Source organism: Janthinobacterium kumbetense (assembly GCF_023703445.1).
GTDB lineage: Bacteria > Pseudomonadota > Gammaproteobacteria > Burkholderiales > Burkholderiaceae_D > Janthinobacterium > Janthinobacterium kumbetense.
This window is the reverse complement of the sequence record NZ_JAMQGR010000013.1, coordinates 1-21,894: the sequence shown is the minus strand read 5'-3', so window position 1 is coordinate 21,894 and position 21,894 is coordinate 1. Positions and strand designations below refer to the sequence as shown.

The following is a 21,894-nucleotide window of genomic DNA, read 5'->3' as shown; positions in this document are numbered from 1 at the left end:
TAATAAAAAACGCCACGGGCAATACACCCGTGGCGTTTTTTATGGGCGGGAGTTTACTGTCCCAGCAGCAAGAACACGGTCGGTTTCTTGTGGAAGTCAGGCGCCTTGCCGGCAGCCAATTGTTTCTTCCACTGTCCGCCATTCCACGTTTGCACGCTTTCCGTGTCCAGGCTCAGGTCGGTGGCGACGCAGATCAGGGTCGATGGCGCGCATTGCGCCACGAGGGCGTCGAGCATGGCGGCGTTGCGGTACGGCGTTTCGATGAACAGCTGGGTCTGCTTTTCATTGCGCGAACGCCCTTCCAGTTCCTTGATGCGCTTGGCGCGCAGGGCCGCGTCCGTGGGCAGGTAGCCGTTGAAGGCGAAGCTCTGGCCGTTCAAGCCGCTGGCCATCACGGCCAGCAGGATCGACGACGGACCCACCAGCGGACGCACTTTAATGCCGTGCTGATGCGCCAGGCGCACCAGGTCGGCGCCGGGGTCGGCCACGGCGGGCACGCCCGCTTCCGACACGAGGCCCGCGTCGCGCCCCGCCAGCAGGGGCGCCAGCAAGCCGGCCAGCGCTTGCGCCGGGGTATTCACGTTGAGTTCGGAAATCGTGATTTCCTGCAGCGGCTTGGCCAGCGGATGCTGGTTGCCGATCAATTTCAGGAAGGCGCGCGCCGTCTTGGCGTTTTCCGCAACGAAATAATCGAGCTGCGACGTGATCTGCCGTACTTGCTCTGGAATGATGTGGGCCAGCGGGTCGGCCGGGCTGTCGGACAGGCCGAGGTGGTTGGGAATCAGGTACAGGGTGCCGGTCATATTCTTATTGTCGGTAAATTAAAGGGTGAAAAATGCCACGCCCGCCTTGCGCAGCATGCCGGTGAGGGCGATCAGCGGCAAGCCGGTGAGGGCGGTCGGGTCGGTGGTGGCGATGCGTTCGAGCAGGGCGATGCCCAGGCCTTCGTTCTTGGCGCTGCCGGCGCAATCATAGGGCTGCTCGATGCGCAGGTAGGCGTCCAGTTCCGCATCGGGCAAGTCGCGCACGGTGACGAGGGTCTGGACATCTTCCACCTGCGCCACAGGCACCGCCTGGCGCCCGTCCAGCAGGCATAGTGCCGTGTGGAACACGGTCTGGCGTCCGCGCATGGTTTGCAGTTGCAGCAGGGCATTCGCATGGTTGCCGGGCTTGCCGATCTGCGCGCCATCGAGGGTGGCGACCTGGTCGGAGCCGATGACGAGGCTGCCAGGATGGCGGTCGAGCACGGCCTGCGCCTTGGCCTGGGCCAGGCGCAGGGCCGTGGCGCTGGGGCTTTCGCCTGGCAGGGGGCTTTCGTCGAGATCGGGCACGGCGACTTCGAAAGGCAGGCGCAGGCGTTCCAGCAATTCCTTGCGGTAGGTCGAACTCGATGCAAGAATCAAGCGCAATGGGGCGGAAGTTGGTATCATTCGGTAGTGGGTGGCGGCCGGCATGGCCGCGCTGGTCGATGTCAGTGGAATTTCACGCAAATTCCAGGGCGCAGAGCCCCTGACTGAGGCTCCATGCGGCATGACGGTGTTAATGAAGTTGTCATGTTTATGGCAATGATTGCGTCAAAAAAGATGCTTAGCCTTTGACTCCGTGCTAAAAACCCTGTTATTATCGCAGGTTTTCCGGGGAAATTTTCTACCAATGAATGCTTTTGTGATCGACGCCTTTGATTTTTGTCGTATCAGCGGGAGCCGCGAGGGTGTAACTCCTGTCGCTGAAATGACCCGGTTGACCAAGGATTGTGCAGATAATTCCGGCGAGATCGCCTGGAAGATCGTCGGCGGCACCAGCAAGCTGGGCTACCCGCAACTGACCTTGTCGGTCAACGGCACCGTTCAGCTGGTTTGCCAGCGCTGCCTGACTCCGTATGCTTACGCGATAGATTCTTCGACTGTTCTGATGCTGGGCAAGGATGACGAGCACGCGGACGAGATCGAAGAAATCATCAACGATGAAACGATCGACGTGATCGTCGGCAGTCGCAGCATGGATGCCGCGGCCCTGATCGAAGATGAAGCCTTGCTGGCCCTGCCGCAGGTACCCAAACACGACGTCTGCCCCGATACGGCGCAGCTCGATGCTCTCAAGACTGAAAAGAAGTCGCCGTTCGCGGCACTCAAAGACTTGAAGCCAGAATAAGTTAAGAGAATAAGTAGTAGTGGTAGTTTGTAGGGGGCCTCAGAAACCGTAGCGAGCGGCCCAATATCGTCTTGAGTAGCGCAAGCGTACGGAAGTACTGAGCGCCGCCAAGGCGATAGCGGGACGCGCAGCAGGTTTTTTATGCTTCCAGTAAAGAACGTGTCAAACGCGTGTAGTAATCGAGTATGGCAAGTGTAGTGAAATGTAATTGTAATAAACGATGTCGGTCCGGGCTATTTTCGGGTAGTCTTTGCCGCTGGGATACTCGATTCGCATGTATTTGCTAATCGATTGTGCTAAAATTTTAGAACTTATGTATTAGGAGTCATCATGGCAGTTCAACAGAACAAGAAAACCCCTTCCAAGCGCGGCATGCACCGTTCGCACGACTTCCTGGTCGCGCCGCAATTGAGCGTCGAGCCAGTTACCGGCGAAACACACATGCGTCACCATATCAGCCCTAACGGCTTCTATCGTGGCCGTAAAGTGTTGAAGACCAAAAACGACGAGTAATCGACGTTTTTGTTGGGTAAGATGAAAGCGGTGTTGCGTGGTTATTCGGCGTGGCGCCGCTTCTTCTTTTTTATCGGCTGCAATTCATCTTGCGCACCCGTCATTTTGAATCAAGCTTGCTCAGGCGGTGCATGACATGCTGCGCCCTGCATATGCTCCAGTCCGATTCACATCTTGCCGCACGCCCGCAGCGGTATTGAATCAACACAAATGACAATCAAAATTTCTATCGACTGCATGGGCGGAGATCACGGTCCCTCAGTCACTATCCCCGCAGCAATTTCCTTCGTAAAACATGAGCCTGAAGCCGAACTGATCCTTGTTGGATTGGAAGACGTGATCCGTGCCGAATTGAAAAAACATAAAGCCGACACGCATCCGCGCCTGTCGGTATTGCATGCCTCCGAACAAGTTACCATGGACGATCCCCTGGAAGTGGCCTTGCGCCGCAAGAAGGATTCCTCCATGCGCGTGGCCATCGAACAGGTCAAGAATGGCGTGGCGCAAGCCTCCGTTTCCGCCGGTAATACGGCAGCCTTGATGGCCGTGTCGCGCTATGTATTGAAAACCATGTCCGGCGTCGACCGCCCGGCCATCTGCAGCATCTTGCCGAATCAAAAGAACGGCCCCACCTACATGCTGGACCTGGGCGCCAACGTCGATTGCGAACCGCATCACTTGCACCAGTTCGCCATCATGGGTTCCGTGCTCGTGTCCGCCATGGAAGGCATCGCACGCCCCACGATCGGCTTGCTGAACGTGGGCACGGAAGATATCAAGGGCAATGAAGTGGTGAAACTCACCTCGAAGCTGCTGCAGGCCGACCACGAGCGTGGCGCGCTGAACTTCTACGGCAACGTGGAAGGCAACGATATCTTCAAGGGCACGACCGATATCGTCGTCTGCGACGGTTTTGTCGGCAATGTCACCCTGAAAGCCATCGAGGGCCTGGCGCGCTTCATGAAAGACGTGCTCACTTCCGAATTCAAGCGCAATCCGATTACCATGCTGGGCGCGCTGATCGCCCGCGGGGCCCTGAAAGCCATCGGCAACCGCTTGAATCCATCGCGTTACAACGGCGCCAGCCTGCTGGGCTTGCGTGGTCTCGTCTTCAAGAGCCATGGCAGCGCCGATGCCTATTCCTTCGAATGGGCCTTGCGCCGCGCCTTTGATGCGGCAAAAAATGACGTGCAAGCGCACCTGGCCAGCCTGATCGCCGAGCTGATGCCGCGCACGCCAGTACCGGACGAACCTACATCAACAAGCTCTACCATTTAGTGGACGGGTATTTGCATGACTGTTTTTAGCAAAACTTACAGCAAAATTATCGGTACCGGCAGCTACTTGCCGGAGAAGCGCGTCACCAACCAGGATCTGACCGAACAGCTCGCCGCCAAGGGCATCGAGACGTCGGATGAATGGATCGTGTCGCGCAGCGGCATTTCGGCGCGCCATTATGCAGCGCCGACGCAAAACTCCTCGGACCTGGGCGTGGAAGCGGCCAAAAAGGCCCTGGAAATGGCTGGCCTGAACGGCAACGACCTGGACCTGATCATCGTCGCCAGCTCGACCCCCGATTTCTTCGGCAGCTTCCCCAGCACGGCCTGCATCGTGCAAAACAAGCTGGGCATCACGAATAACTGCGCCGCCGTCGACGTGCAAGCCGTCTGCAGCGGTTTCGTGTATGCGGTGGCCACGGCCGACAGCTTCATCCAGTCGGGCATGCACAAGAACGTGCTGGTGATCGGCGCCGAAGTGTTTTCGCGCATCCTCAATTTCGACGACCGCGGCACTTGCGTGCTGTTCGGCGACGGCGCCGGCGCCATCGTCATGACGGCATCGAAAGAGCCGGGCATCCTGGCCACCAAGCTGCACGCGGACGGCCGCCACTCGAACATCCTCAGCGTGCCGGGCAGCCTGGCTGGCGGCGCGCTGGACGGCAGCGCCTTCCTGTACATGGATGGCCCTGCCGTGTTCAAGCTGGCCGTGTCCGTACTGGAAAAAGTCGCGCACGAAGCCCTGGAACATGCCAACATGACCTCGGACCAGATCGACTGGCTGATCCCGCACCAGGCGAACATCCGCATCATGAACAGCACGGCCAAGAAACTCGGCTTGCCGCTGGACAAGATGGTCGTCACCGTCGACCAGCATGGCAACACCTCGGCCGCCTCGATTCCGCTGGCGCTCGACATCGCCGTGCGCGACGGTCGCGTCAAGAAGGGCGACAACGTCATGATGGAAGGCGTGGGCGGCGGCTTTACCTGGGGCGCCGTGCTGGCGCGCATGTAATCCCGCAACATTATTAAAAAAACGGAGTCGACATGACACAATTTGCATTTGTTTTCCCAGGCCAAGGCTCGCAAGCGATTGCGATGCTCGACGGTTTCGCCGGCAACCCCGTGGTTGCGCAGACCGTCGCCGAAGCGTCGGACGCCCTGCAATTCGACCTGGGCAAGCTGATCGCCGAAGGTCCGAAGGAAGAACTGGATCTCACCACCAACACGCAACCGGTGATGCTGACGGCGGCCGTGGCCTTCTACCGCGCCTGGCTGGCGGCCGGCGGCCCCGTGCCGACGGTCGTGGCCGGTCACAGTCTCGGTGAATACTCGGCGCTGGTCGCCGCCGGCGTCATTTCCTTCAAGGATGCCGTGCCGCTCGTGCGTTTCCGCGCGCAAGCCATGCAGGAAGCCGTGCCCGTCGGGCAGGGCACGATGGCTGTCGTGCTGGGCCTGTCGGATGACGACGTGCGCGCCGCCTGTGCGGAAGCGGCGGCGGAAAACCCGGCCCTGGTGGTCGAGCCCGTCAATTTCAATGCGCCAGCGCAAGTCGTCATCGCCGGCCACACGGCTGCGGTCGAGCGCGCATGCGAACTGGCCAAGGCCAAGGGCGCCAAGCGCGCCATGAAACTGCCCGTCTCCGCACCTTTCCATTCGTCGTTGCTGAAGCCCGCGTCGGACCGCTTGCGCGAATACATGGCCGGCCTGACTTTTTCCGCGCCGCAGATCGCCCTGATCAACAACGTCGACGTGGCCATCGTCAACGACGTGGCCGGCATCAAGGATGCGCTGGTGCGCCAGGCGGCCAGCCCCGTGCGCTGGGTGGAAACCATGCAAAAGGTTGCCGCGGATGGCATCACGCAAGTGATCGAATGCGGTCCGGGCAAGGTCCTGATGGGCCTGGCCAAGCGCATCGACCCGGTGCTGGTGGGCGACGCCATCGTCGACCAAGCTTCGCTGGAACGCATTTTGACGCAGCTCAAATAAACATCAGATCGCGGCAGGCTGCCTGCCGCGGTTGCATTTAAGGATACTCATGAATTTAGCAAATCAAGTCGTGCTGGTCACGGGCGCCTCGCGCGGCATCGGCCGCGCCATCGCCACCGAACTGGGCAAGCAGGGCGCCACCGTGGTCGGCACCGCCACCTCGGAAAGCGGCGCGCAAGCGATCACCGATTACCTGGCCGCCGAAGGCGTGGCAGGCAAGGGCCTGGTCCTGAACGTGACCGATGCGGCGCGCTGCGCGGCCGTCGTCGAGGAAGTGCAGAAAACCTACGGCAGCCTGTCGATCCTCGTCAACAACGCGGGCATCACGCAAGACCAGCTGGCCATGCGCATGAAGGATGAAGAGTGGGACAGCGTCATCTCGACGAACCTGTCGGCCGTGGGCCGCCTGTCGCGCGCCGTGCTGCGTGGCATGATGAAAGCCAAAACTGGGCGTATCATCAACATCACGTCGGTCGTGGCTTCGTCGGGTAATCCGGGGCAAATGAATTACGCGGCGGCCAAGGCCGGCGTGGAAGGCATGAGCCGCGCCTTGGCGCGCGAAATCGGCAGCCGCAACATTACCGTGAACTGCATCGCCCCAGGCTTCATCGATACCGACATGACCAAGGCTCTGAGCGAAGAGCAGCATGCGGCCCTGTTGACGCAAATTCCCCTGTCCCGCCTGGGCAAACCGGAAGACGTGGCAGCGGCCGTGGCCTTTTTGGCCTCGCCGCAAGCGGCGTATATCACGGGCACGACCCTGCACGTGAACGGCGGAATGTACATGAATTGATGTGAAAGGTAGACAGGGCGGGCGTTTGTGGCATGATTCAACGGTCGTTTTTGTCTATAATCGCATCTTTTAGCAGCAGCTTCGGTTGAATTAGCAGCAGACACCGAAATTAGTATTCGGACGCGCAAACCTGATAAAATGCGCGCACTTTCCGTAACACACACTTTGGAGCCATAACATGTCGGATATCGAACAACGCGTTAAGAAAATCGTCGCTGAGCAACTGGGCGTTGCAGAAGCAGACATCAAAATCGAATCCTCCTTCGTCGACGACCTGGGCGCCGATTCCCTGGACACCGTGGAACTGGTGATGGCCCTGGAAGACGAATTCGAAATGGAAATCCCTGACGAACAAGCTGAAAAAATCACCACCGTGCAACAGGCGATCGACTACGCCACCGCACACGTCAAGGCCTAAGCCTGTCTGACCGACTTCAGGAGAATCGCTTGAGCCGTTCTAAAAACCGTCGTGTTGTTGTCACCGGCCTGGGTTGCGTTTCACCAGTCGGCAATACTATTGCCGAGGCGTGGGGCGCAATCATTGAAGGTAAATCCGGCATTGCCACGATTACCAAGTTTGATGCACAGCCATTCACCACGCATTTTGCCGGTGAAGTCAAAGGTTTCAATATCGAAGAGTACATCTCCGGTAAGGAAGCCCGCCATATGGATACCTTTATCCATTACGGCATGGCTGCAGGCATCCAGGCGATGCAGGACTCCGGCCTGGAAGTGACCGAAGAAAACGCCGAGCGTATCGGCGTGATCATCGGTTCCGGTATCGGCGGCTTGCCGCTGATCGAGGAAACCAAGTCCGAGTACGAAAAGCGCGGTCCGCGCCGTATCTCGCCATTTTTCGTGCCTGCCTCGATCATTAACATGATCTCTGGCAACCTTTCGATCAAATATGGTCTGAAGGGCCCGAACCTGGCGATCGTTACAGCGTGCACCACCGGTTTGCACAGCATCGGTGCCGCAGCGCGCATGATCGAGTACGGCGATGCCGACGTCATGATCGCCGGCGGTGCCGAATCGACCGTGTCGCCGCTGGGCCTGGGCGGTTTCGCTTCGGCACGTGCCTTGTCGACCCGCAACGACGATCCGGCAACGGCATCGCGTCCGTGGGATGCCGACCGCGACGGCTTCGTGCTGGGCGAGGGCGCTGGCGTCATGGTGCTGGAAGAGTACGAGCACGCGGTGGCCCGCGGTGCCAAGATCTATGCCGAAGTGCATGGTTTCGGGATGAGCGCAGATGCTTATCACATGACCTCGCCGCTGGAAGATGGTAGCGGCGGCAGCAAATCGGTGATCGCGGCCCTCGACAACGCAGGCTTGAACGCGGATCAGATTCAGTACCTGAACGCGCACGGCACGTCGACCCCGCAAGGCGACGTGGCGGAAGTGATGGGCATCAAGCGCACCTTCGGTGATCACGCCAAGAAACTGGTCGTCAACTCGACCAAGTCGATGACGGGCCATTTGCTGGGCGGCGCGGGCGGTCTGGAAGCGGTGTTTACGGTCCTGGCATTGCACCATCAGGTGTCGCCTCCGACCATCAACATCTTCAACCAGGATCCGGCGTGCGATCTCGATTTCTGTGCCAACACGGCGCGTGATATGAAGATCGATTATGCAGTGAAAAATTCGTTCGGCTTCGGCGGCACGAATGGCACGCTGATTTTCGGTAAAGCGAAATAAGCAGGAACTTTCAAGCGCTCGCTACGGTCAAATCGTAGTGAGCGCTGATTCGCCGCCAACGTTCGTTGGCGGCTGAATTTGCCCGGCATGGTGCCGGCGCGCCTTTTTTCTCCCATGAACTATGTCGATCGCGGTAGCGGCTGTCATTCGCACGCCTGTCTGTTTGCGCCTGTTGCAAGCGGTGCTGGGACTGTGCGCCTTGCTGGCCGCCTGGCCCTTGAGCGGCCTCTGGCGCAGTCTGCCCGCGTCCGGCCAGCTGGTGGGCGGCTATGCGCTGGGCTGGAGCGGTGCCTTGCTGAGTGCGGCTGGCGGCGTGTTTTTGCTGGCTTTGCTGCGCCGGCGCAGAAAGCCGCAGGCGCTTGATATTTCGCCGGTCGGGCAGTTGCGGCTGGCGGTATATCTGGAGCATGGCGCGGCGCCGGATGCCGGTGCTGCCGGGCTGGTGCAGCCGGCCGGGCCGGGGCCTGTGGCGGCGCCTGGGCTGCGCCTGTTGCCGGGCTCGACCCTGTGGCCGTCGCTGCTGGTGCTGTGCCTGGCGGATGCCGCCGGACGGCGCACGGCGGTGCTGGTGCAGCGCGGCGGCAGTTGCACCGCCTTCCGCCCGCTGGCCGTGGCTTGCCGGGCGATCGCGGCGCGGAACAGGGAAGAATAAAAGTGGGACGAACACTGAACTTCTTGCAGCGGGCCAACTCTATATCCATACAGGCGCCCACGCTGCATGACTACAGGGACATCGGGCGTGAGGACAGAGCGCGAGTATGATCAGTTGCTGGTCGAGCGGGTGCAGGCTGGCGACAAACGGGCATTCGATGTGCTGGTATCGAAATATCAGCGCCGCTTGATGCGCCTGGTGTCGCGCCTCGTGCATGACCCGGCGGAGGCTGAAGATGTGGTGCAGGAAACCTTTATCAAGGCATACCGGGCGCTGCGCCATTTTCGCGGCGAGGCCGCCTTTTATACCTGGCTGTACCGCATCGGCATCAATACGGCCAAGAATTATCTCGTCACGCAGGGGCGGCGCGCCGCCACATCCAGCGATGCCGACGCCGAGCAGGCGGAGTCTTTCGATGACGGCAATAAATTGCGCGACAACAATACGCCCGAATCGGTGCTGGCCAGCAAGCAGATTGCCGCCACCGTCAATGCTGCCATGGATGTGCTGCCCATCGAATTGCGCACGGCCATCGTGCTGCGCGAGATCGAGGGCCTGAGCTATGAAGAAATATCGGAGATCATGGCGTGCCCCATCGGCACCGTGCGCAGCCGGATTTTTCGCGCGCGCGAAGTGATTGCGGAGAAATTGAAACCGTTGTTGGACATGCCGATTGACAAGCGCTGGTAATCTGGAGAGTATGAGGTTGGCATGGCTGCGCCCGGTTTCCGCACCGATCCTCTTGAAATGGCAGGACCCATCATGGATACGCATACACGATTGCACGAGACTATTTCCGCGCTGGCCGATGGCGAGCTGGCGGCGAGCGAACTCGAACTGGCGTTTGCCGCCCTCGATACGCCATCGGGACGGCAAGCCTGGGATGCCTATCGCCATATCGGTGAGGTGCTGCGCTCGGAGCAGTACGGCCATGCGCTGAGCGCCCAGTTCGATGCGCGCCTGGCCAGCCGCCTGGCCGCGGAGCCGGCACCCGAAGAGTCCGCTGCCCATGCGGAACCGCTGCCGCCCCTGGCCGCCGGCATCGTGCCGCCTGGCGTGGCCGAACCGCTGGAGGCGGGGCCGCTGGCGCAGCGCTAGCGGGCGCCTCGTCCATCTTATGCCTGGCTTAACCTTCCCGTCGCCCCCTTGACACTGGCCTTCCGTACGATTGACACTGTGCGCAGGCAATATCTTGCTTTTGCGATATATTGTTGCATTGCTTGCCATGCGCGCTGTCAGGTGGGTTTGCCCCTGGATTTCCGTCATGACGGCCAATCATGCGCGCAGGCAATCGCCTGATCCGCGTTTTGAACCGTTTATATACTCGAAAAGATCCTTTCCATGAAAAAAAACATGTGTGCCGCCAGCAAGTCGTTTTCAGTGAAGACGCTTTCCGCCTTATTGTTCGGTACGGCTGGCGTCTTCCTTGCTCCCACCATGCTGGGCCTGGCGCCACAGGCGCAGGCCGCTGTGCCGGCCGTGAAACTGCCTGATTTCTCGGACCTGGTCGACGCCGTCGGCCCGGCCGTGGTGAATATTCGTACCACCGAACGCCTGAAAATGGGCGGCGCCGGGGCTGGCGTGGGCGGTCAGGATGAGCAGGAAATGCAGGAATTCCTGCGCCGCTTCTTTGGCGGCGCCATGCCCGCGCCGCGCCAGCAGGCGCCCCGTGGCGGCCGCCGCGCCGTGCCGCAGGAGCAGGAAGTGCAGCGCGGCGTCGGTTCCGGCTTCATCATTTCGGCCGATGGCTACGTGCTGAGCAACGCCCACGTGGTCGACGGCGCCGACGAAGTGTATGTGACCCTGACGGACAAGCGCGAATTCAAGGCCAAGGTGATCGGTGCCGATGCGCGCACCGACGTGGCCCTGCTGAAAATCGAGGGCGCCAACTTGCCGCGCCTGACCATCGGCGACTCGAACAAGATCCGCGTGGGCGAGTGGGTGATCGCCATCGGCTCGCCATTCAACCTGGAAAATACCGTGACGGCCGGCATTATTTCCGCCAAGTCACGCGATACGGGCGATTACCTGCCCCTGATCCAGAGCGACGTGGCCGTCAACCCCGGCAACTCCGGTGGTCCGCTGATCAATATGCGCGGCGAGGTGATCGGCATCAATTCGCAGATCGCCACCCTGTCCGGCGCCTACAATGGCATTTCGTTTGCCGTGCCCATCGATGAAGCCATGCGCGTGGGCGAGCAGCTGAAAAAGACGGGGAAAGTCGTGCGCGGACGCATCGGCGTGCAGATCGGCGAAGTGAGCAAGGACGTGGCGGAATCGCTGGGCTTGCCGAACGCCAAGGGTGCGCAAGTATCGATGGTGGAGCCGGGCGGTCCGGCCGACAAGGCGGGCATCAAGCCGGGCGACATCATCCTGAAATTCAACGGCGCGCAGATCGAGCGTTCATCCGACCTGCCGCGCCTGGTAGGCGGCGCCGCCGTCAACGGCAAATCCACCGTCACCGTCTGGCGCAAGGGCGCGCAGCAGGACATTCCCGTCACCGTCGTCGAGCTGGAAAGTGAGAAAACGGCGAAGAAGGGCGCCAAGGAGCCGGAAGCGCAAGCCGTCAATGCGCTGGGATTGAAAGTCAGCGACGTGCCGGCCGCGAAGAAGCAGGAGCTGAAGATCGAGGCGGGCGTGCTGGTCGACGATGCCGACGGCGTGGCGGCCCTGGCCGGCCTGCAGCCTGGCGACGTGATCTTGCAATTGAACAACGTTGCCGTGAAAGACGCCAAGCAGTTCAATGCCCTGGTCGCCAAGCTCGATCCGAAAAAGTCGTCGGCCGTGCTGGTGCGCCGTGGCGACGTGGCGCAATTCGTTTCGCTGCGTCCGTCTGCCAGGTAAGTTTCTGATTCCATCCGCATCCCGGCCCCGGCCGGGATGCCTTTCCCTTTTCTTCATGCACTTCACCCTCTATTCCCGCAGTTATTGCCATTTATGCCAGGACATGCTGGACGCCTTGCTTCTGCTGCAAGCGCCCGGAAAGCCGTTCACCGTGGACGTGATCGATATCGATGCGTCGCCCGACGCCTCGCTGCTGGCCCGTTTCGACGAGCTGGTGCCGGTGCTGTTCGGTGACCTGGCGCAGCCCGAGCTATGCCATTATTTTCTCGATGAGGCAGCGGTACGGCGCTGCCTGGCGTAGCTTAAATGGCAATATTGACACTGCATTGCACCATTATGGTGCTGAAAACAGCCGAAAATGTCGGCTTGGCCCGGTGCCGGCCTCATAAGACGGGCTTTCTACTCTGAAATCCGGTAAAATGGGGAGGTCGAAAAAGCTACTGTCCGAGGCAGCAGCTTCTGTCGCTTCAAAAGCGCTCGCCTGGGCATGCAGATGTCCTGCTCGGAGCGCTTTTTTCATCATGAGTGGGGCGCCTGGTTCTGGCCCTGTTTGGCCCGGACATGATTCCCCTGATTCCTGTTAAAGCAGTGTCGTCAACTTCGCACTTATATTAGTTAATGAACAACATACGCAATTTCTCCATCATCGCCCATATTGACCACGGTAAATCGACCCTGGCTGACCGCATCATTCAATTGTGCGGCGGCTTGTCCGACCGCGAGATGGAGGCGCAGGTGCTCGATTCGATGGATCTGGAGCGCGAGCGCGGCATTACCATCAAGGCGCAAACGGCGGCCCTGCACTACAAGGCGCGCGATGGCCAGATCTACAACCTGAACCTGATCGATACGCCAGGTCACGTCGACTTCAGCTATGAAGTGTCGCGCTCGCTGTCGGCGTGCGAAGGCGCGCTGCTGGTCGTTGACGCATCGCAAGGCGTGGAAGCGCAAACCGTGGCCAACTGCTACACGGCGCTGGACCTGGGCGTGGAAGTGGTGCCCGTGCTGAACAAGATCGACTTGCCGAACGCGGATCCTCCGAGCGCCATTGCCGAGATCGAAGACGTGATCGGCATCGACGCGGGCGACGCCGTGCATTGCTCGGCCAAGACGGGCTTTGGCGTGCTGGACGTGCTCGAGCAGCTGATCGTCAAGGTGCCGCCACCGAAGGGCGACCCCGATGCGCCGCTGCAGGCGCTGATCGTCGACTCCTGGTATGACGCCTATGTGGGCGTGGTCATGCTGGTGCGCGTCATCAACGGCACCCTGAAACCAAAAGACAAGATCCGCCTGATGGCCACCGATTCGGTGCAGCTGGTGGAAGACATCGGCGTGTTTTCGCCCCGTTCGCAATCCTTGCCGCAACTGTCGGCAGGCCAGGTGGGCTTCATCATCGCCGGCATCAAGGAATTGAAAGCGGCGAAAGTGGGCGACACCGTCACCCTGGCCAACCGTCCTGCCGCCGCGCCATTGCCCGGCTTCAAGGAAGTGCAGCCGCAAGTGTTCGCCGGCCTGTTCCCCGTGGAAGCGAACCAGTACGACGCGCTGCGCGACTCGCTGGAAAAACTGAAACTGAACGACGCGGCCCTGATGTACGAGCCGGAAGTGTCGCAGGCGCTGGGCTTCGGCTTCCGCTGCGGCTTCCTGGGCTTGCTGCACATGGAAATCGTGCAGGAACGCCTCGAACGCGAATTCGACATGGACCTGATCACCACGGCGCCTACCGTGGTGTACGAAGTGATCCAGCGCGACGGCACCATGATCAACGTCGACAATCCGTCGAAGATGCCCGATCCGTCGCGCATCGAGGAAGTGCGCGAGCCTATCGTCACGGTCAATCTGTACATGCCGCAGGAATACGTGGGTTCCGTGATCACCCTGTGTATCGGCAAGCGCGGCATCCAGATGGACATGAGCTATCACGGCCGCCAGGTCAAGCTCGTGTATGAAATGCCGATGGCCGAGATCGTGCTGGACTTCTTCGACCGCCTGAAATCGACGTCGCGCGGCTATGCCTCGATGGATTACGAGTTCAAGGAATACCGCGCGGCCGACGTGGTCAAGGTCGACATGCTGATCAACAGCGAAAAAGTCGATGCGCTGGCCATCATCGTCCACCGTTCGAACAGCCAGTACCGTGGCCGCCAGGTGGCTGCCAAGATGCGTGAACTGATTCCGCGCCAGATGTTCGACGTGGCCATCCAGGCGACCATCGGCGCGAACATCATTTCGCGCGAGAACGTGAAAGCCTTGCGCAAGAACGTGCTGGCCAAGTGCTATGGCGGCGACATCAGCCGCAAGAAAAAATTGCTGGAAAAACAAAAGGCGGGTAAGAAACGCATGAAGCAAGTGGGTTCCGTGGAGATCCCGCAAGAAGCATTCCTGGCAATTTTACAAGTGGATGGTTAATACATGAACCTGCAAGTGATTTTAGGAAATTTCGCTTTAATCCTGTTCGTGCTGATGGTGTTGACGGGCCTGGTCTGGTGCCTGGATGTGTTTTATCTGTCCAAGCAGCGCCGCAAGGCGGCCGACCTTGCCCTGGCCGAGTTCGATGCGCGCCAGTCCAAGCTGGCCGCCGAGGGCATCAAGTCCGATGCGGGCGGCAGCCGCGCCACCATCGAGGCGGCCCTGTTGCGCCAGCCGACCTGGGTCGAATATTCGGGCAGCTTCTTCCCCGTCATCGCCCTCGTGTTCTGCCTGCGCTCGTTCCTGTACGAGCCATTCAAGATCCCGTCGAGCTCGATGGTGCCGACCTTGCTGGTGGGCGATTTGATCCTGGTCAACAAGTTTACTTATGGCATTCGTTTGCCGATCGTCAACAAGCGCATCATTGAAGTCAACGATCCGCAGCGTGGCGACGTCATGGTGTTCAAGTACCCGAAAGATATGTCGCAAGACTATATCAAGCGCGTGATCGGTGTGCCCGGTGATAAAATCACCTATGAAAACAAGCGCTTGACGGTCAACGGCAAGGAAGTGCAATACACGCCGCTGGACGACTACCTGGACGACGAAAGCACCGTTTACCACAAGCAGCTGGAAGAAAACCTGACGGGCGTGAGCCACCGCATCCTCAACGACGAGCCCGCTCCTACGTTGAACTTGCGCGAAGTGAAGGATTTCCCGCACAAGGAGTCGTGCGACTACAACGAAGACGGTTTCACTTGTGTGGTACCAGCAGGCAACTACTTCATGATGGGCGACAACCGCGACAATAGCGCGGACAGCCGCTACTGGGGCTTCGTGCCGAACGAGAACATCGTCGGCAAGGCTTTCCTGGTGTGGATGAACTTCAGCAATCCGAAAAGAGTGGGCGGCATACACTAAGCCGTCCCTATGGCTGCCGCGCCGATTCCCCGCGCGGCGGCCAGCCGAATTACTCAGATGACACAGAAACAACAATGAATCTTCAGTTATTGCAAACCCGTTTAGGCTATACGTTCCAGGATGCTGGCCTGTTGCAGCAAGCCTTGACGCATCGTAGCCACAGCAGTTTGCATAACGAGCGGCTGGAATTCCTCGGCGACTCCATCCTCAACTGCGTGGTCGCTTCCATCCTGTACGAACGCTTCAAGTCCATCGACGAGGGCGACCTGTCGCGCCTGCGCGCGAATCTGGTGAAGCAGCAGTCGCTGTATGAAATCGCGCAAAAGCTGGAACTGTCGCAATTCCTGCGCCTGGGCGAAGGCGAGCTGAAATCGGGCGGTTTCCGCCGTCCGTCCATCCTCGCCGATACCCTGGAAGCCTTGCTGGGCGCGATTTTCCTCGACACGGGCTTCGACGCCGCCAGCACGGTGATCCGCGCCTTCTACATCCCCATCCTCGACTCGGTCGATCCGCAAACCCTGGGCAAGGATGCCAAGACCCTGCTGCAGGAGTTTTTGCAAAGCAAGAAAATTTCGCTGCCACAATACAACGTGGTGGCTACCCACGGCGCCGCCCACAGCCAGGAATTCGAGATCGAATGCCTGGTGCCGAAATTGAACATCCAGGTCTACGGCCGTGGCGGAAGCCGCCGCGCCGGTGAGCAAGCCGCCGCCAAACTGGCGCTCGACGTGGCCGAGCAGGCGCTGTTGAAGTCGCCAGCCGCCAGCCGCAAGCCGAAACCGCGCGCCGCCCAGCTCAAGCTGGCCGGCATTGCCACCATCCAGAGCGACGACGCGGCAGCCCCTGCTGCCCCGGCGATCGCCGCTCACACTAAACAGAATCGACACTAGCATGACAGCCACCAAAATGCCCGACAACTTCCGCTGTGGCTATATCGCCATCGTGGGCCGCCCGAACGTGGGCAAATCGACCCTGATGAACGTGCTGATCGGCGCGAAGGTCAGCATCACTTCGCGCAAGGCGCAAACGACGCGCCACCGCATTACGGGCATCCAGACGGTGCCGGACGCGCAATTCATCTACGTCGACACGCCGGGCTTCCAGACGCGCCACTCGAACGCGCTGAACAAGACGCTCAACAAGACCGTCACCAACACCCTGATTTCCTCGGATGTGATTTTGTACGTGATCGAGGCGGGTACCTTCGGCCCGGCCGACCAGCAAGTGATGGACCTGCTGCCGAAGGAAGTGCCGTGCATCCTCGTCATCAATAAATCGGACCGCGTGAAGGACAAGGCCGTGCTGCTGCCGTTCGCGCAAAAGATCGCCGCCATGCGCGACTTCGCCGCCATCGTGCCCGTCTCGGCCAAGCTGCACTTCCAGCTGGAAGGCTTGCAGGACGAGATCAAGCGTTTCCTGCCGGAAAACCAGCCTATCTTTGGACCGGACGACATCACGGACCGCAGCGAGAAATTCCTCGCCTCGGAAATCGTGCGCGAAAAACTCTTCCGCTTCGTCGGCGACGAACTGCCGTACACGAGCACCGTCCTGATCGAGAAATTCGAGCAGGAAGGCGATCTGCGCCGCGTGTTTGCCGCCATCCTGGTCGAGCGCGATACGCACAAGTCCATGATCATCGGCAACAAGGGCGCGCGCCTGAAGGAAGTCTCCACCCAGGCCCGCCTGGACATGGAAAAGCTGTTCGGCGGCCCCGTGTACCTGGAAATCTGGGTCAAGGTCAAATCGGGCTGGGCCGACAACGAGGCGGGCTTGCGCGCCTACGGCTACGAGTAATCCGCAACCCGGGGGCGACGCCACACGCATGAGCACCACCACGCCAGCGCTGCACGATCTTGCGCCAGCTTCATCTGCTGCATCCGCACCTGTCCCCGCGCCGGCGGCCATCGCGCCGCCGGCCGCAGCTCCTGTCACTCCTGCCGCGCCGCGGCGCAGCCGTCCGCCCGCGCGCGACGGACGCATCACGGGCCAGCCAGCCTTCGTGCTGCACAGCTATCCGCATAAAGAAACCAGCCTCATCGTCGACGTGTTTACACGCGAATACGGCCGCATCGCGCTCGTCGCCAAGGGCGCCAAGCGGCCCCATTCGCAGTTGCGCGGCGTGCTGCAAACCTTCCAGCCCCTGCAGGCGGGCTGGACGGGCAAGTCCGAGCTGCGCATCTTGACGGGCGCCGAATGGGTGGGCGGTATGTTGCCGCTGGAAAAGACCGCCTTGCTGTGCGGCTTCTATTTGAACGAATTGCTGGTCAAATTGCTCGCGCGCGACGATCCGCATCCCGTCCTGTTCGACCACTACGTTGCCACCTTGAATCAACTGGCGCACAATGAGCCGCCGCCCATCGTGCTGCGCAAGTTCGAGCGCGCCCTGCTCAAGGAAACGGGCGTGGCGGCCGACCTGACGCGCTGCACGGGCACGCGCCAGGCCGTCGAGGCGGGGCAGGTCTATGTGGTCGACCCGGAACGGGGGCCGCGCCCGGCGCGCGCCAGCGATGCCTGGCCCAGGATCACGGGCAAGACCCTGCTCGACATGGAGCGCGAAGATTATCTGGACGCGGCCACGCAGGCGCAAAGCAAGCTGCTGATGCGCTTTTTGCTGGCCCATCAACTGGGCGGCGCCACCTTGAATACGCGCCAGATACTGATCGATTTAATGCAGCTGTAGCTGCGGTTTGCAGCAGGACAGCACTTTACGGATACCATCACTATGAGCTTTTTGCAGCCTTCCGGCCCCGTCATCGACCTGGGCGTCAATATCGACCACGTGGCCACCTTGCGCAATGCGCGCGGCACCGCCTACCCGGACCCGATCCGCGCGGCCCTGCTGGCCGAACAGGCGGGCGCCGACGCCATCACCCTGCATCTGCGCGAAGACCGCCGTCACATCAAGGATGCGGACGTGATCGCCATCGCCCCGCAATTGCTCACGCGCATGAACCTGGAAGCGGCCGTCACGCAAGAAATGATCGACTTCGCCTGCCGCATCAAGCCGGCGGACGTGTGCCTGGTGCCGGAAAAGCGCACGGAAGTGACGACCGAGGGTGGCCTGGACGTGGTGCGCTACTTCAAGGAAGTGCAGGCGGCCGTGCAGCAGCTGCAAGGCGAGGGCATCCGCGTGAGCCTGTTCATCGATGCCGATGAGCAACAGATCGCCGCTGCCGCCGAGCTGGGTGCGCCCGTGATCGAGCTGCACACGGGCCGCTATGCCGATACGCAAGGCGCCGAGCAGCTGGCCGAGCTGGAACGCATCAAGGCGGGCGTGCTGTTCGGCGTGGGCCGCGGCTTGAAGGTCAACGCGGGCCACGGCTTGCATTACACCAACGTGCAGGCGATCGCCGCCATTCCCGATATCGCCGAATTGAACATCGGCCACGCCATCGTCGCGCACGCCGTGTTTGTCGGCTGGGAAAATGCCGTACGCGAAATGAAGGCTATCATGGTGGCCACGCGCATCGCCGGCAAGGCATAAGCGCGCATAAAGGAGGCAGCATGATCTACGGCATCGGTACCGATATCTGCAAGATTCCCCGCATCGAGGCGGCCCTGGCGCGCCACGGCGAGCGTTTCGCGAAAAAGATACTGGGACCGCAGGAGCTGGAAAAGTTCCGTGCCCGCAGCGCCAAGAATGCCGTGCGCGGCGTGCGCTTCCTCGCCACGCGCTTCGCGGCGAAAGAGGCGTTTTCCAAGGCCATCGGCCTGGGCTTGCGCATGCCGATGACCTGGCCTGCTGCGCAGATGCTGAACCATCCCAGCGGCAAGCCGATGATCGTCTGCAGCGGCGTGCTGGCCGAGTTCATGGAGCAGCACCGCCTTAGCGCGCAAGTGACCATCAGCGATGAAGAAGAATATGCGGTCGCGTTCGTGATCGTGGAACAAGCAGGGTAACTATAAGTGCGCCATACGTGCGCAATGAGCCAGCAATGACCGAAGCAAGCCCAGAATCTTCCTTGGCGGAAACGCCGCCCGACCCGCGCGCGCAGGTGCTGGCCACCGTCGCCAAGCTGCCGAACTTACCCGGCGTGTACCGCTATTTCGACGCCGCAGACAAGGTGCTATACGTCGGCAAGGCGCGCGACCTGAAAAAGCGCGTCTCCAGCTATTTCCAGAAGAACCTGGCCAGTCCCCGCATCGCCATGATGGTCGAGCGCATCGCGCGCCTGGAAACGACCGTCACGCACAGCGAAGCGGAAGCCTTGATCCTGGAAAATAACTTGATCAAGGCGCTGCAACCGCGCTACAACATCCTGTTCCGCGACGACAAATCGTACCCGTACCTGAAGATCACCAATGGCGATGCGCCGCGCATGGTGTATTACCGGGGCGCGGTGGACAAGAAAAACCAGTATTTCGGGCCGTTCCCCAGTTCCTGGGCCGTCAAGGAATCGATGCAGATCCTGCAAAAGGTTTTTCTCATCCGCACCTGCGAGGACAGCGTGTACGCCAACCGCACGCGGCCCTGCCTGCTGCACCAGATCGGCCGCTGCAGCGCGCCGTGCGTGGACCTGATCAGCAAGGAAGACTATAAGAACGACGTGGAAAATGCGGCGCGCTTCCTGCGCGGGCGCCAGAGCGAGGTGATGGCCGACCTGGAAAAGAAGATGCACGCCTTTGCCGCCGAGCTGAAGTTCGAACAAGCCGTGGTGGTGCGCAACCAGATCGCCTCGCTGTCGCGCGTACTGCACCAGCAAAGCATGGAAACGACGGGCGACGCCGATGTCGACATCCTCGCCGTGCTGGTGCAGGGCGGACGCGCCTGCGTCAACCTGGCCATGGTGCGCGGCGGGCGCCACCTGGGCGACCGCGCCTACTTCCCCAGCCAGCTCAGCGATGCGGCTGCCATTGCCGAGGAGCCGATCGAGGTGGAAGTGCTGGCCGCCTTCCTGGCCCAGCACTACACGGAAAAATTCATTCCCGGCACCCTGATCCTGAATATCGAATTCGACCAGCCGGCCCTGATGGTGGCGCTGATGGAGCAGTGCGGCCACCGCATCAACCTGATCTTCCAGCCGCAGGGGCAGCGCCGCCAATGGCTTGAGATGGCGCAAAAGGGCGCCGAGATTTCGCTGGCGCGATTGTTGTCGGAGCAGGGCTCGCAGCAATCGCGCACGCGCGCGCTGGCCGAGGCGCTGCGCCTGGAAACGGAAGACCTCGACAGCCTGCGCGTGGAGTGTTTCGACATCAGCCACACGCAGGGCGAGGCGACGCAGGCGTCGTGCGTCGTATTCCACCACCACGCCATGCAGAACGGCGAATACCGGCGCTACAACATCAACGACATCACCCCCGGCGACGATTACGCGGCCATGCGCCAGGTCCTGATGCGCCGCTATGAAAAAGTGGCGAATGGCGATGGCGTGATGCCCGACGTGGTCTTGATCGACGGCGGCAAGGGGCAGATCGAAATGGCGCGCCAGGTGTTCGCCGAGCTGGGACTCGATATCAGCTTGATTGTCGGCGTGGCCAAGGGGGAAGGGCGCAAGGTGGGCCTGGAAACCCTGCTGTTCGTCGATGGCCGCGCGGCCCAGGAACTGGGCAAGGAATCGGCGGCCCTGATGCTGATCGCGCAAATCCGCGACGAGGCGCACCGCTTCGCCATCACGGGCATGCGCGCCAAGCGGGCCAAGACGCGCCAGACCTCGCGCCTGGAAGAGATCGAAGGCATCGGCGCCAAGCGCCGCCAGAAGCTGCTGTCGCGCTTTGGCGGCTTGCGCGGCGTGGTCGACGCCAGCGTCGAGGACCTGATGTCGGTGGAGGGGATTTCCACGCAGCTGGCGGAAGAAATCTACAAGCAGCTGCACTGATGATAGAGCCGCCTGGTCCGGTGCCGCGGCAACCGGACTAGGCTAATACCCTGTGGCCATGTAGACTAGTGGCGCTTTCTTCACGCTTTCCTCATGTTCAATTTACCCGTCGGCCGATTGCTCTCTTATGCCTTTTAATATTCCCATCCTTTTGACCTGGCTGCGCGTGGCCCTGATACCGCTCGTCGTCGGCGTGTTTTACTTGCCGCCGTCGATGCTGCTGCATGGCGACCAGAACCTGGTTGCCACCCTGGTCTTCATTGTTGCCGCCGTCACAGACTGGTTCGACGGCTTCCTCGCGCGACGCTGGAACCAGACGTCGGCCTTCGGCGCCTTCCTCGACCCGGTCGCCGACAAGCTGATGGTGGCGGGCGCCTTGCTGGTGCTGGTGCAGCTGGACCGTGTCAACGCCGTGCTGGCCTTCATCATCATCGGCCGCGAAATCACGATTTCCGCGCTGCGCGAATGGATGGCGCAGATCGGCGCATCGAAATCGGTGGCCGTCAGCTCGATCGGCAAGATCAAGACGGCCGCGCAAATGACGGCCATTCCCTTGCTGCTGTACCACGAAGTGATCTTCGGCGCGATCGATACCCATGTATGGGGCGAGAAGCTGCTGTGGATCGCCTGCGTGCTGACGGTGTGGTCGATGTTTTACTATTTGCGCCTGGCGTGGCCTCTCATCAAGGAAAAGGCTGGAAATCTGCACTAAGAACAGGCAGGCGGCTGCTTTGTGCGGAATATTTTGCAAAAGACCAGATATTGCCCGTTGACAGCCCCTGTAATCCCTCTATAATGCTGGCCTGTTGTTGATGACGCGGGAGTAGCTCA

At 60.8% G+C, this 21,894-nt stretch carries 25 protein-coding genes; 22 read left to right on the top strand and 3 right to left on the bottom strand.

What is annotated here, in order from left to right:
* Positions 1-53: 53 nt before the first annotated feature.
* Complete coding sequence (locus tag NCG91_RS24500) at positions 54-803, bottom strand: SAM-dependent methyltransferase (RefSeq protein ID WP_251351582.1); 750 nt, start codon at positions 801-803, stop codon at positions 54-56.
* An 18-nt stretch (positions 804-821) separates the two neighbouring features.
* On the bottom strand, positions 822-1,430 hold the full coding sequence (locus tag NCG91_RS24495) for a Maf-like protein (RefSeq protein ID WP_251351581.1): 609 nt from the start codon (positions 1,428-1,430) through the stop codon (positions 822-824).
* Between the two features lie 223 nt (positions 1,431-1,653).
* Between NCG91_RS24495 and NCG91_RS24490 the strand changes: the two genes are divergently transcribed.
* The 13 genes from NCG91_RS24490 (at position 1,654) to NCG91_RS24430 (ending at position 12,218) form a co-directional block, all read left to right on the top strand.
* A complete protein-coding gene (locus NCG91_RS24490) occupies positions 1,654-2,151 on the top strand; it encodes a YceD family protein (RefSeq protein ID WP_099667258.1) in 498 nt (165 codons plus the stop codon).
* A 330-nt stretch (positions 2,152-2,481) separates the two neighbouring features.
* The gene (gene rpmF, locus NCG91_RS24485; RefSeq protein WP_034749653.1) at positions 2,482-2,664 is read left to right on the top strand and encodes a 50S ribosomal protein L32; all 183 of its coding nucleotides are present in this window, start codon (positions 2,482-2,484) and stop codon (positions 2,662-2,664) included.
* A 210-nt stretch (positions 2,665-2,874) separates the two neighbouring features.
* Complete coding sequence (plsX, locus tag NCG91_RS24480; RefSeq protein WP_034779241.1) at positions 2,875-3,942, top strand: phosphate acyltransferase PlsX; 1,068 nt, start codon at positions 2,875-2,877, stop codon at positions 3,940-3,942.
* Between the two features lie 15 nt (positions 3,943-3,957).
* Complete coding sequence (locus NCG91_RS24475) at positions 3,958-4,956, top strand: beta-ketoacyl-ACP synthase III (protein WP_251351580.1); 999 nt, start codon at positions 3,958-3,960, stop codon at positions 4,954-4,956.
* 32 nt (positions 4,957-4,988) lie between these two features.
* The gene (gene fabD / locus NCG91_RS24470; RefSeq protein ID WP_035820249.1) at positions 4,989-5,930 is read left to right on the top strand and encodes an ACP S-malonyltransferase; all 942 of its coding nucleotides are present in this window, start codon (positions 4,989-4,991) and stop codon (positions 5,928-5,930) included.
* Positions 5,931-5,979: 49 nt separating this feature from the next.
* Positions 5,980-6,723 carry a 3-oxoacyl-ACP reductase FabG gene (gene fabG, locus NCG91_RS24465; protein WP_251351579.1) on the top strand — a complete coding sequence of 248 codons (744 nt, stop codon included), beginning with the start codon at positions 5,980-5,982 and terminating at the stop codon, positions 6,721-6,723.
* Between the two features lie 178 nt (positions 6,724-6,901).
* Positions 6,902-7,141 (top strand): acyl carrier protein, encoded by a 240-nt coding sequence (acpP, locus tag NCG91_RS24460; RefSeq protein ID WP_008449912.1) that lies wholly within the window; start codon positions 6,902-6,904, stop codon positions 7,139-7,141.
* A 29-nt stretch (positions 7,142-7,170) separates the two neighbouring features.
* Positions 7,171-8,421 carry a beta-ketoacyl-ACP synthase II gene (fabF, locus tag NCG91_RS24455; RefSeq protein ID WP_099667260.1) on the top strand — a complete coding sequence of 417 codons (1,251 nt, stop codon included), beginning with the start codon at positions 7,171-7,173 and terminating at the stop codon, positions 8,419-8,421.
* A 163-nt stretch (positions 8,422-8,584) separates the two neighbouring features.
* The gene (locus tag NCG91_RS24450) at positions 8,585-9,073 is read left to right on the top strand and encodes a hypothetical protein (RefSeq protein WP_251351578.1); all 489 of its coding nucleotides are present in this window, start codon (positions 8,585-8,587) and stop codon (positions 9,071-9,073) included.
* 66 nt (positions 9,074-9,139) lie between these two features.
* Positions 9,140-9,763, top strand: coding sequence for an RNA polymerase sigma factor RpoE (gene rpoE, locus NCG91_RS24445; protein ID WP_171985072.1), 624 nt, complete (start codon positions 9,140-9,142; stop codon positions 9,761-9,763).
* 72 nt (positions 9,764-9,835) lie between these two features.
* On the top strand, positions 9,836-10,171 hold the full coding sequence (locus NCG91_RS24440) for a sigma-E factor negative regulatory protein (RefSeq protein WP_077406705.1): 336 nt from the start codon (positions 9,836-9,838) through the stop codon (positions 10,169-10,171).
* Between the two features lie 243 nt (positions 10,172-10,414).
* Positions 10,415-11,917: a DegQ family serine endoprotease gene (locus NCG91_RS24435; RefSeq protein WP_251351577.1), complete on the top strand. Its 1,503-nt coding sequence runs from the start codon at positions 10,415-10,417 to the stop codon at positions 11,915-11,917.
* A gap of 55 nt (positions 11,918-11,972) precedes the next feature.
* A complete protein-coding gene (locus NCG91_RS24430; RefSeq protein WP_099667263.1) occupies positions 11,973-12,218 on the top strand; it encodes a glutaredoxin family protein in 246 nt (81 codons plus the stop codon).
* 33 nt (positions 12,219-12,251) lie between these two features.
* Here NCG91_RS24430 and NCG91_RS24425 read toward each other — a convergent pair whose 3' ends face one another.
* The gene (locus NCG91_RS24425) at positions 12,252-12,440 is read right to left on the bottom strand and encodes a hypothetical protein (protein ID WP_143451506.1); all 189 of its coding nucleotides are present in this window, start codon (positions 12,438-12,440) and stop codon (positions 12,252-12,254) included.
* A gap of 95 nt (positions 12,441-12,535) precedes the next feature.
* Here NCG91_RS24425 and lepA point away from each other — a divergent pair, with 95 nt between their 5' ends.
* The 9 genes from lepA to pgsA all read left to right on the top strand — a co-directional run bounded on the left by lepA (position 12,536) and on the right by pgsA (position 21,775).
* On the top strand, positions 12,536-14,326 hold the full coding sequence (gene lepA / locus NCG91_RS24420) for a translation elongation factor 4 (RefSeq protein ID WP_034749621.1): 1,791 nt from the start codon (positions 12,536-12,538) through the stop codon (positions 14,324-14,326).
* A gap of 3 nt (positions 14,327-14,329) precedes the next feature.
* Positions 14,330-15,247 carry a signal peptidase I gene (gene lepB / locus NCG91_RS24415; RefSeq protein WP_099667264.1) on the top strand — a complete coding sequence of 306 codons (918 nt, stop codon included), beginning with the start codon at positions 14,330-14,332 and terminating at the stop codon, positions 15,245-15,247.
* Between the two features lie 74 nt (positions 15,248-15,321).
* Positions 15,322-16,137: a ribonuclease III gene (gene rnc / locus NCG91_RS24410; protein ID WP_077406693.1), complete on the top strand. Its 816-nt coding sequence runs from the start codon at positions 15,322-15,324 to the stop codon at positions 16,135-16,137.
* 1 nt (position 16,138) lies between these two features.
* On the top strand, positions 16,139-17,041 hold the full coding sequence (era, locus tag NCG91_RS24405; protein ID WP_099667265.1) for a GTPase Era: 903 nt from the start codon (positions 16,139-16,141) through the stop codon (positions 17,039-17,041).
* Between the two features lie 28 nt (positions 17,042-17,069).
* Positions 17,070-17,927 carry a DNA repair protein RecO gene (recO, locus tag NCG91_RS24400; RefSeq protein WP_251351576.1) on the top strand — a complete coding sequence of 286 codons (858 nt, stop codon included), beginning with the start codon at positions 17,070-17,072 and terminating at the stop codon, positions 17,925-17,927.
* Positions 17,928-17,969: 42 nt separating this feature from the next.
* Entirely contained in the window at positions 17,970-18,731 is a 762-nt protein-coding gene (pdxJ, locus tag NCG91_RS24395) for a pyridoxine 5'-phosphate synthase (RefSeq protein ID WP_251351575.1), read from the top strand.
* Between the two features lie 20 nt (positions 18,732-18,751).
* Positions 18,752-19,147, top strand: a complete 396-nt coding sequence (gene acpS, locus NCG91_RS24390; RefSeq protein WP_077406683.1) for a holo-ACP synthase — start codon at positions 18,752-18,754, stop codon at positions 19,145-19,147.
* 35 nt (positions 19,148-19,182) lie between these two features.
* Complete coding sequence (gene uvrC / locus NCG91_RS24385) at positions 19,183-21,063, top strand: excinuclease ABC subunit UvrC (protein WP_077406680.1); 1,881 nt, start codon at positions 19,183-19,185, stop codon at positions 21,061-21,063.
* Between the two features lie 127 nt (positions 21,064-21,190).
* A complete protein-coding gene (gene pgsA, locus NCG91_RS24380) occupies positions 21,191-21,775 on the top strand; it encodes a CDP-diacylglycerol--glycerol-3-phosphate 3-phosphatidyltransferase (RefSeq protein WP_034749601.1) in 585 nt (194 codons plus the stop codon).
* The last annotated feature ends 119 nt before the right edge of the window (positions 21,776-21,894 follow it).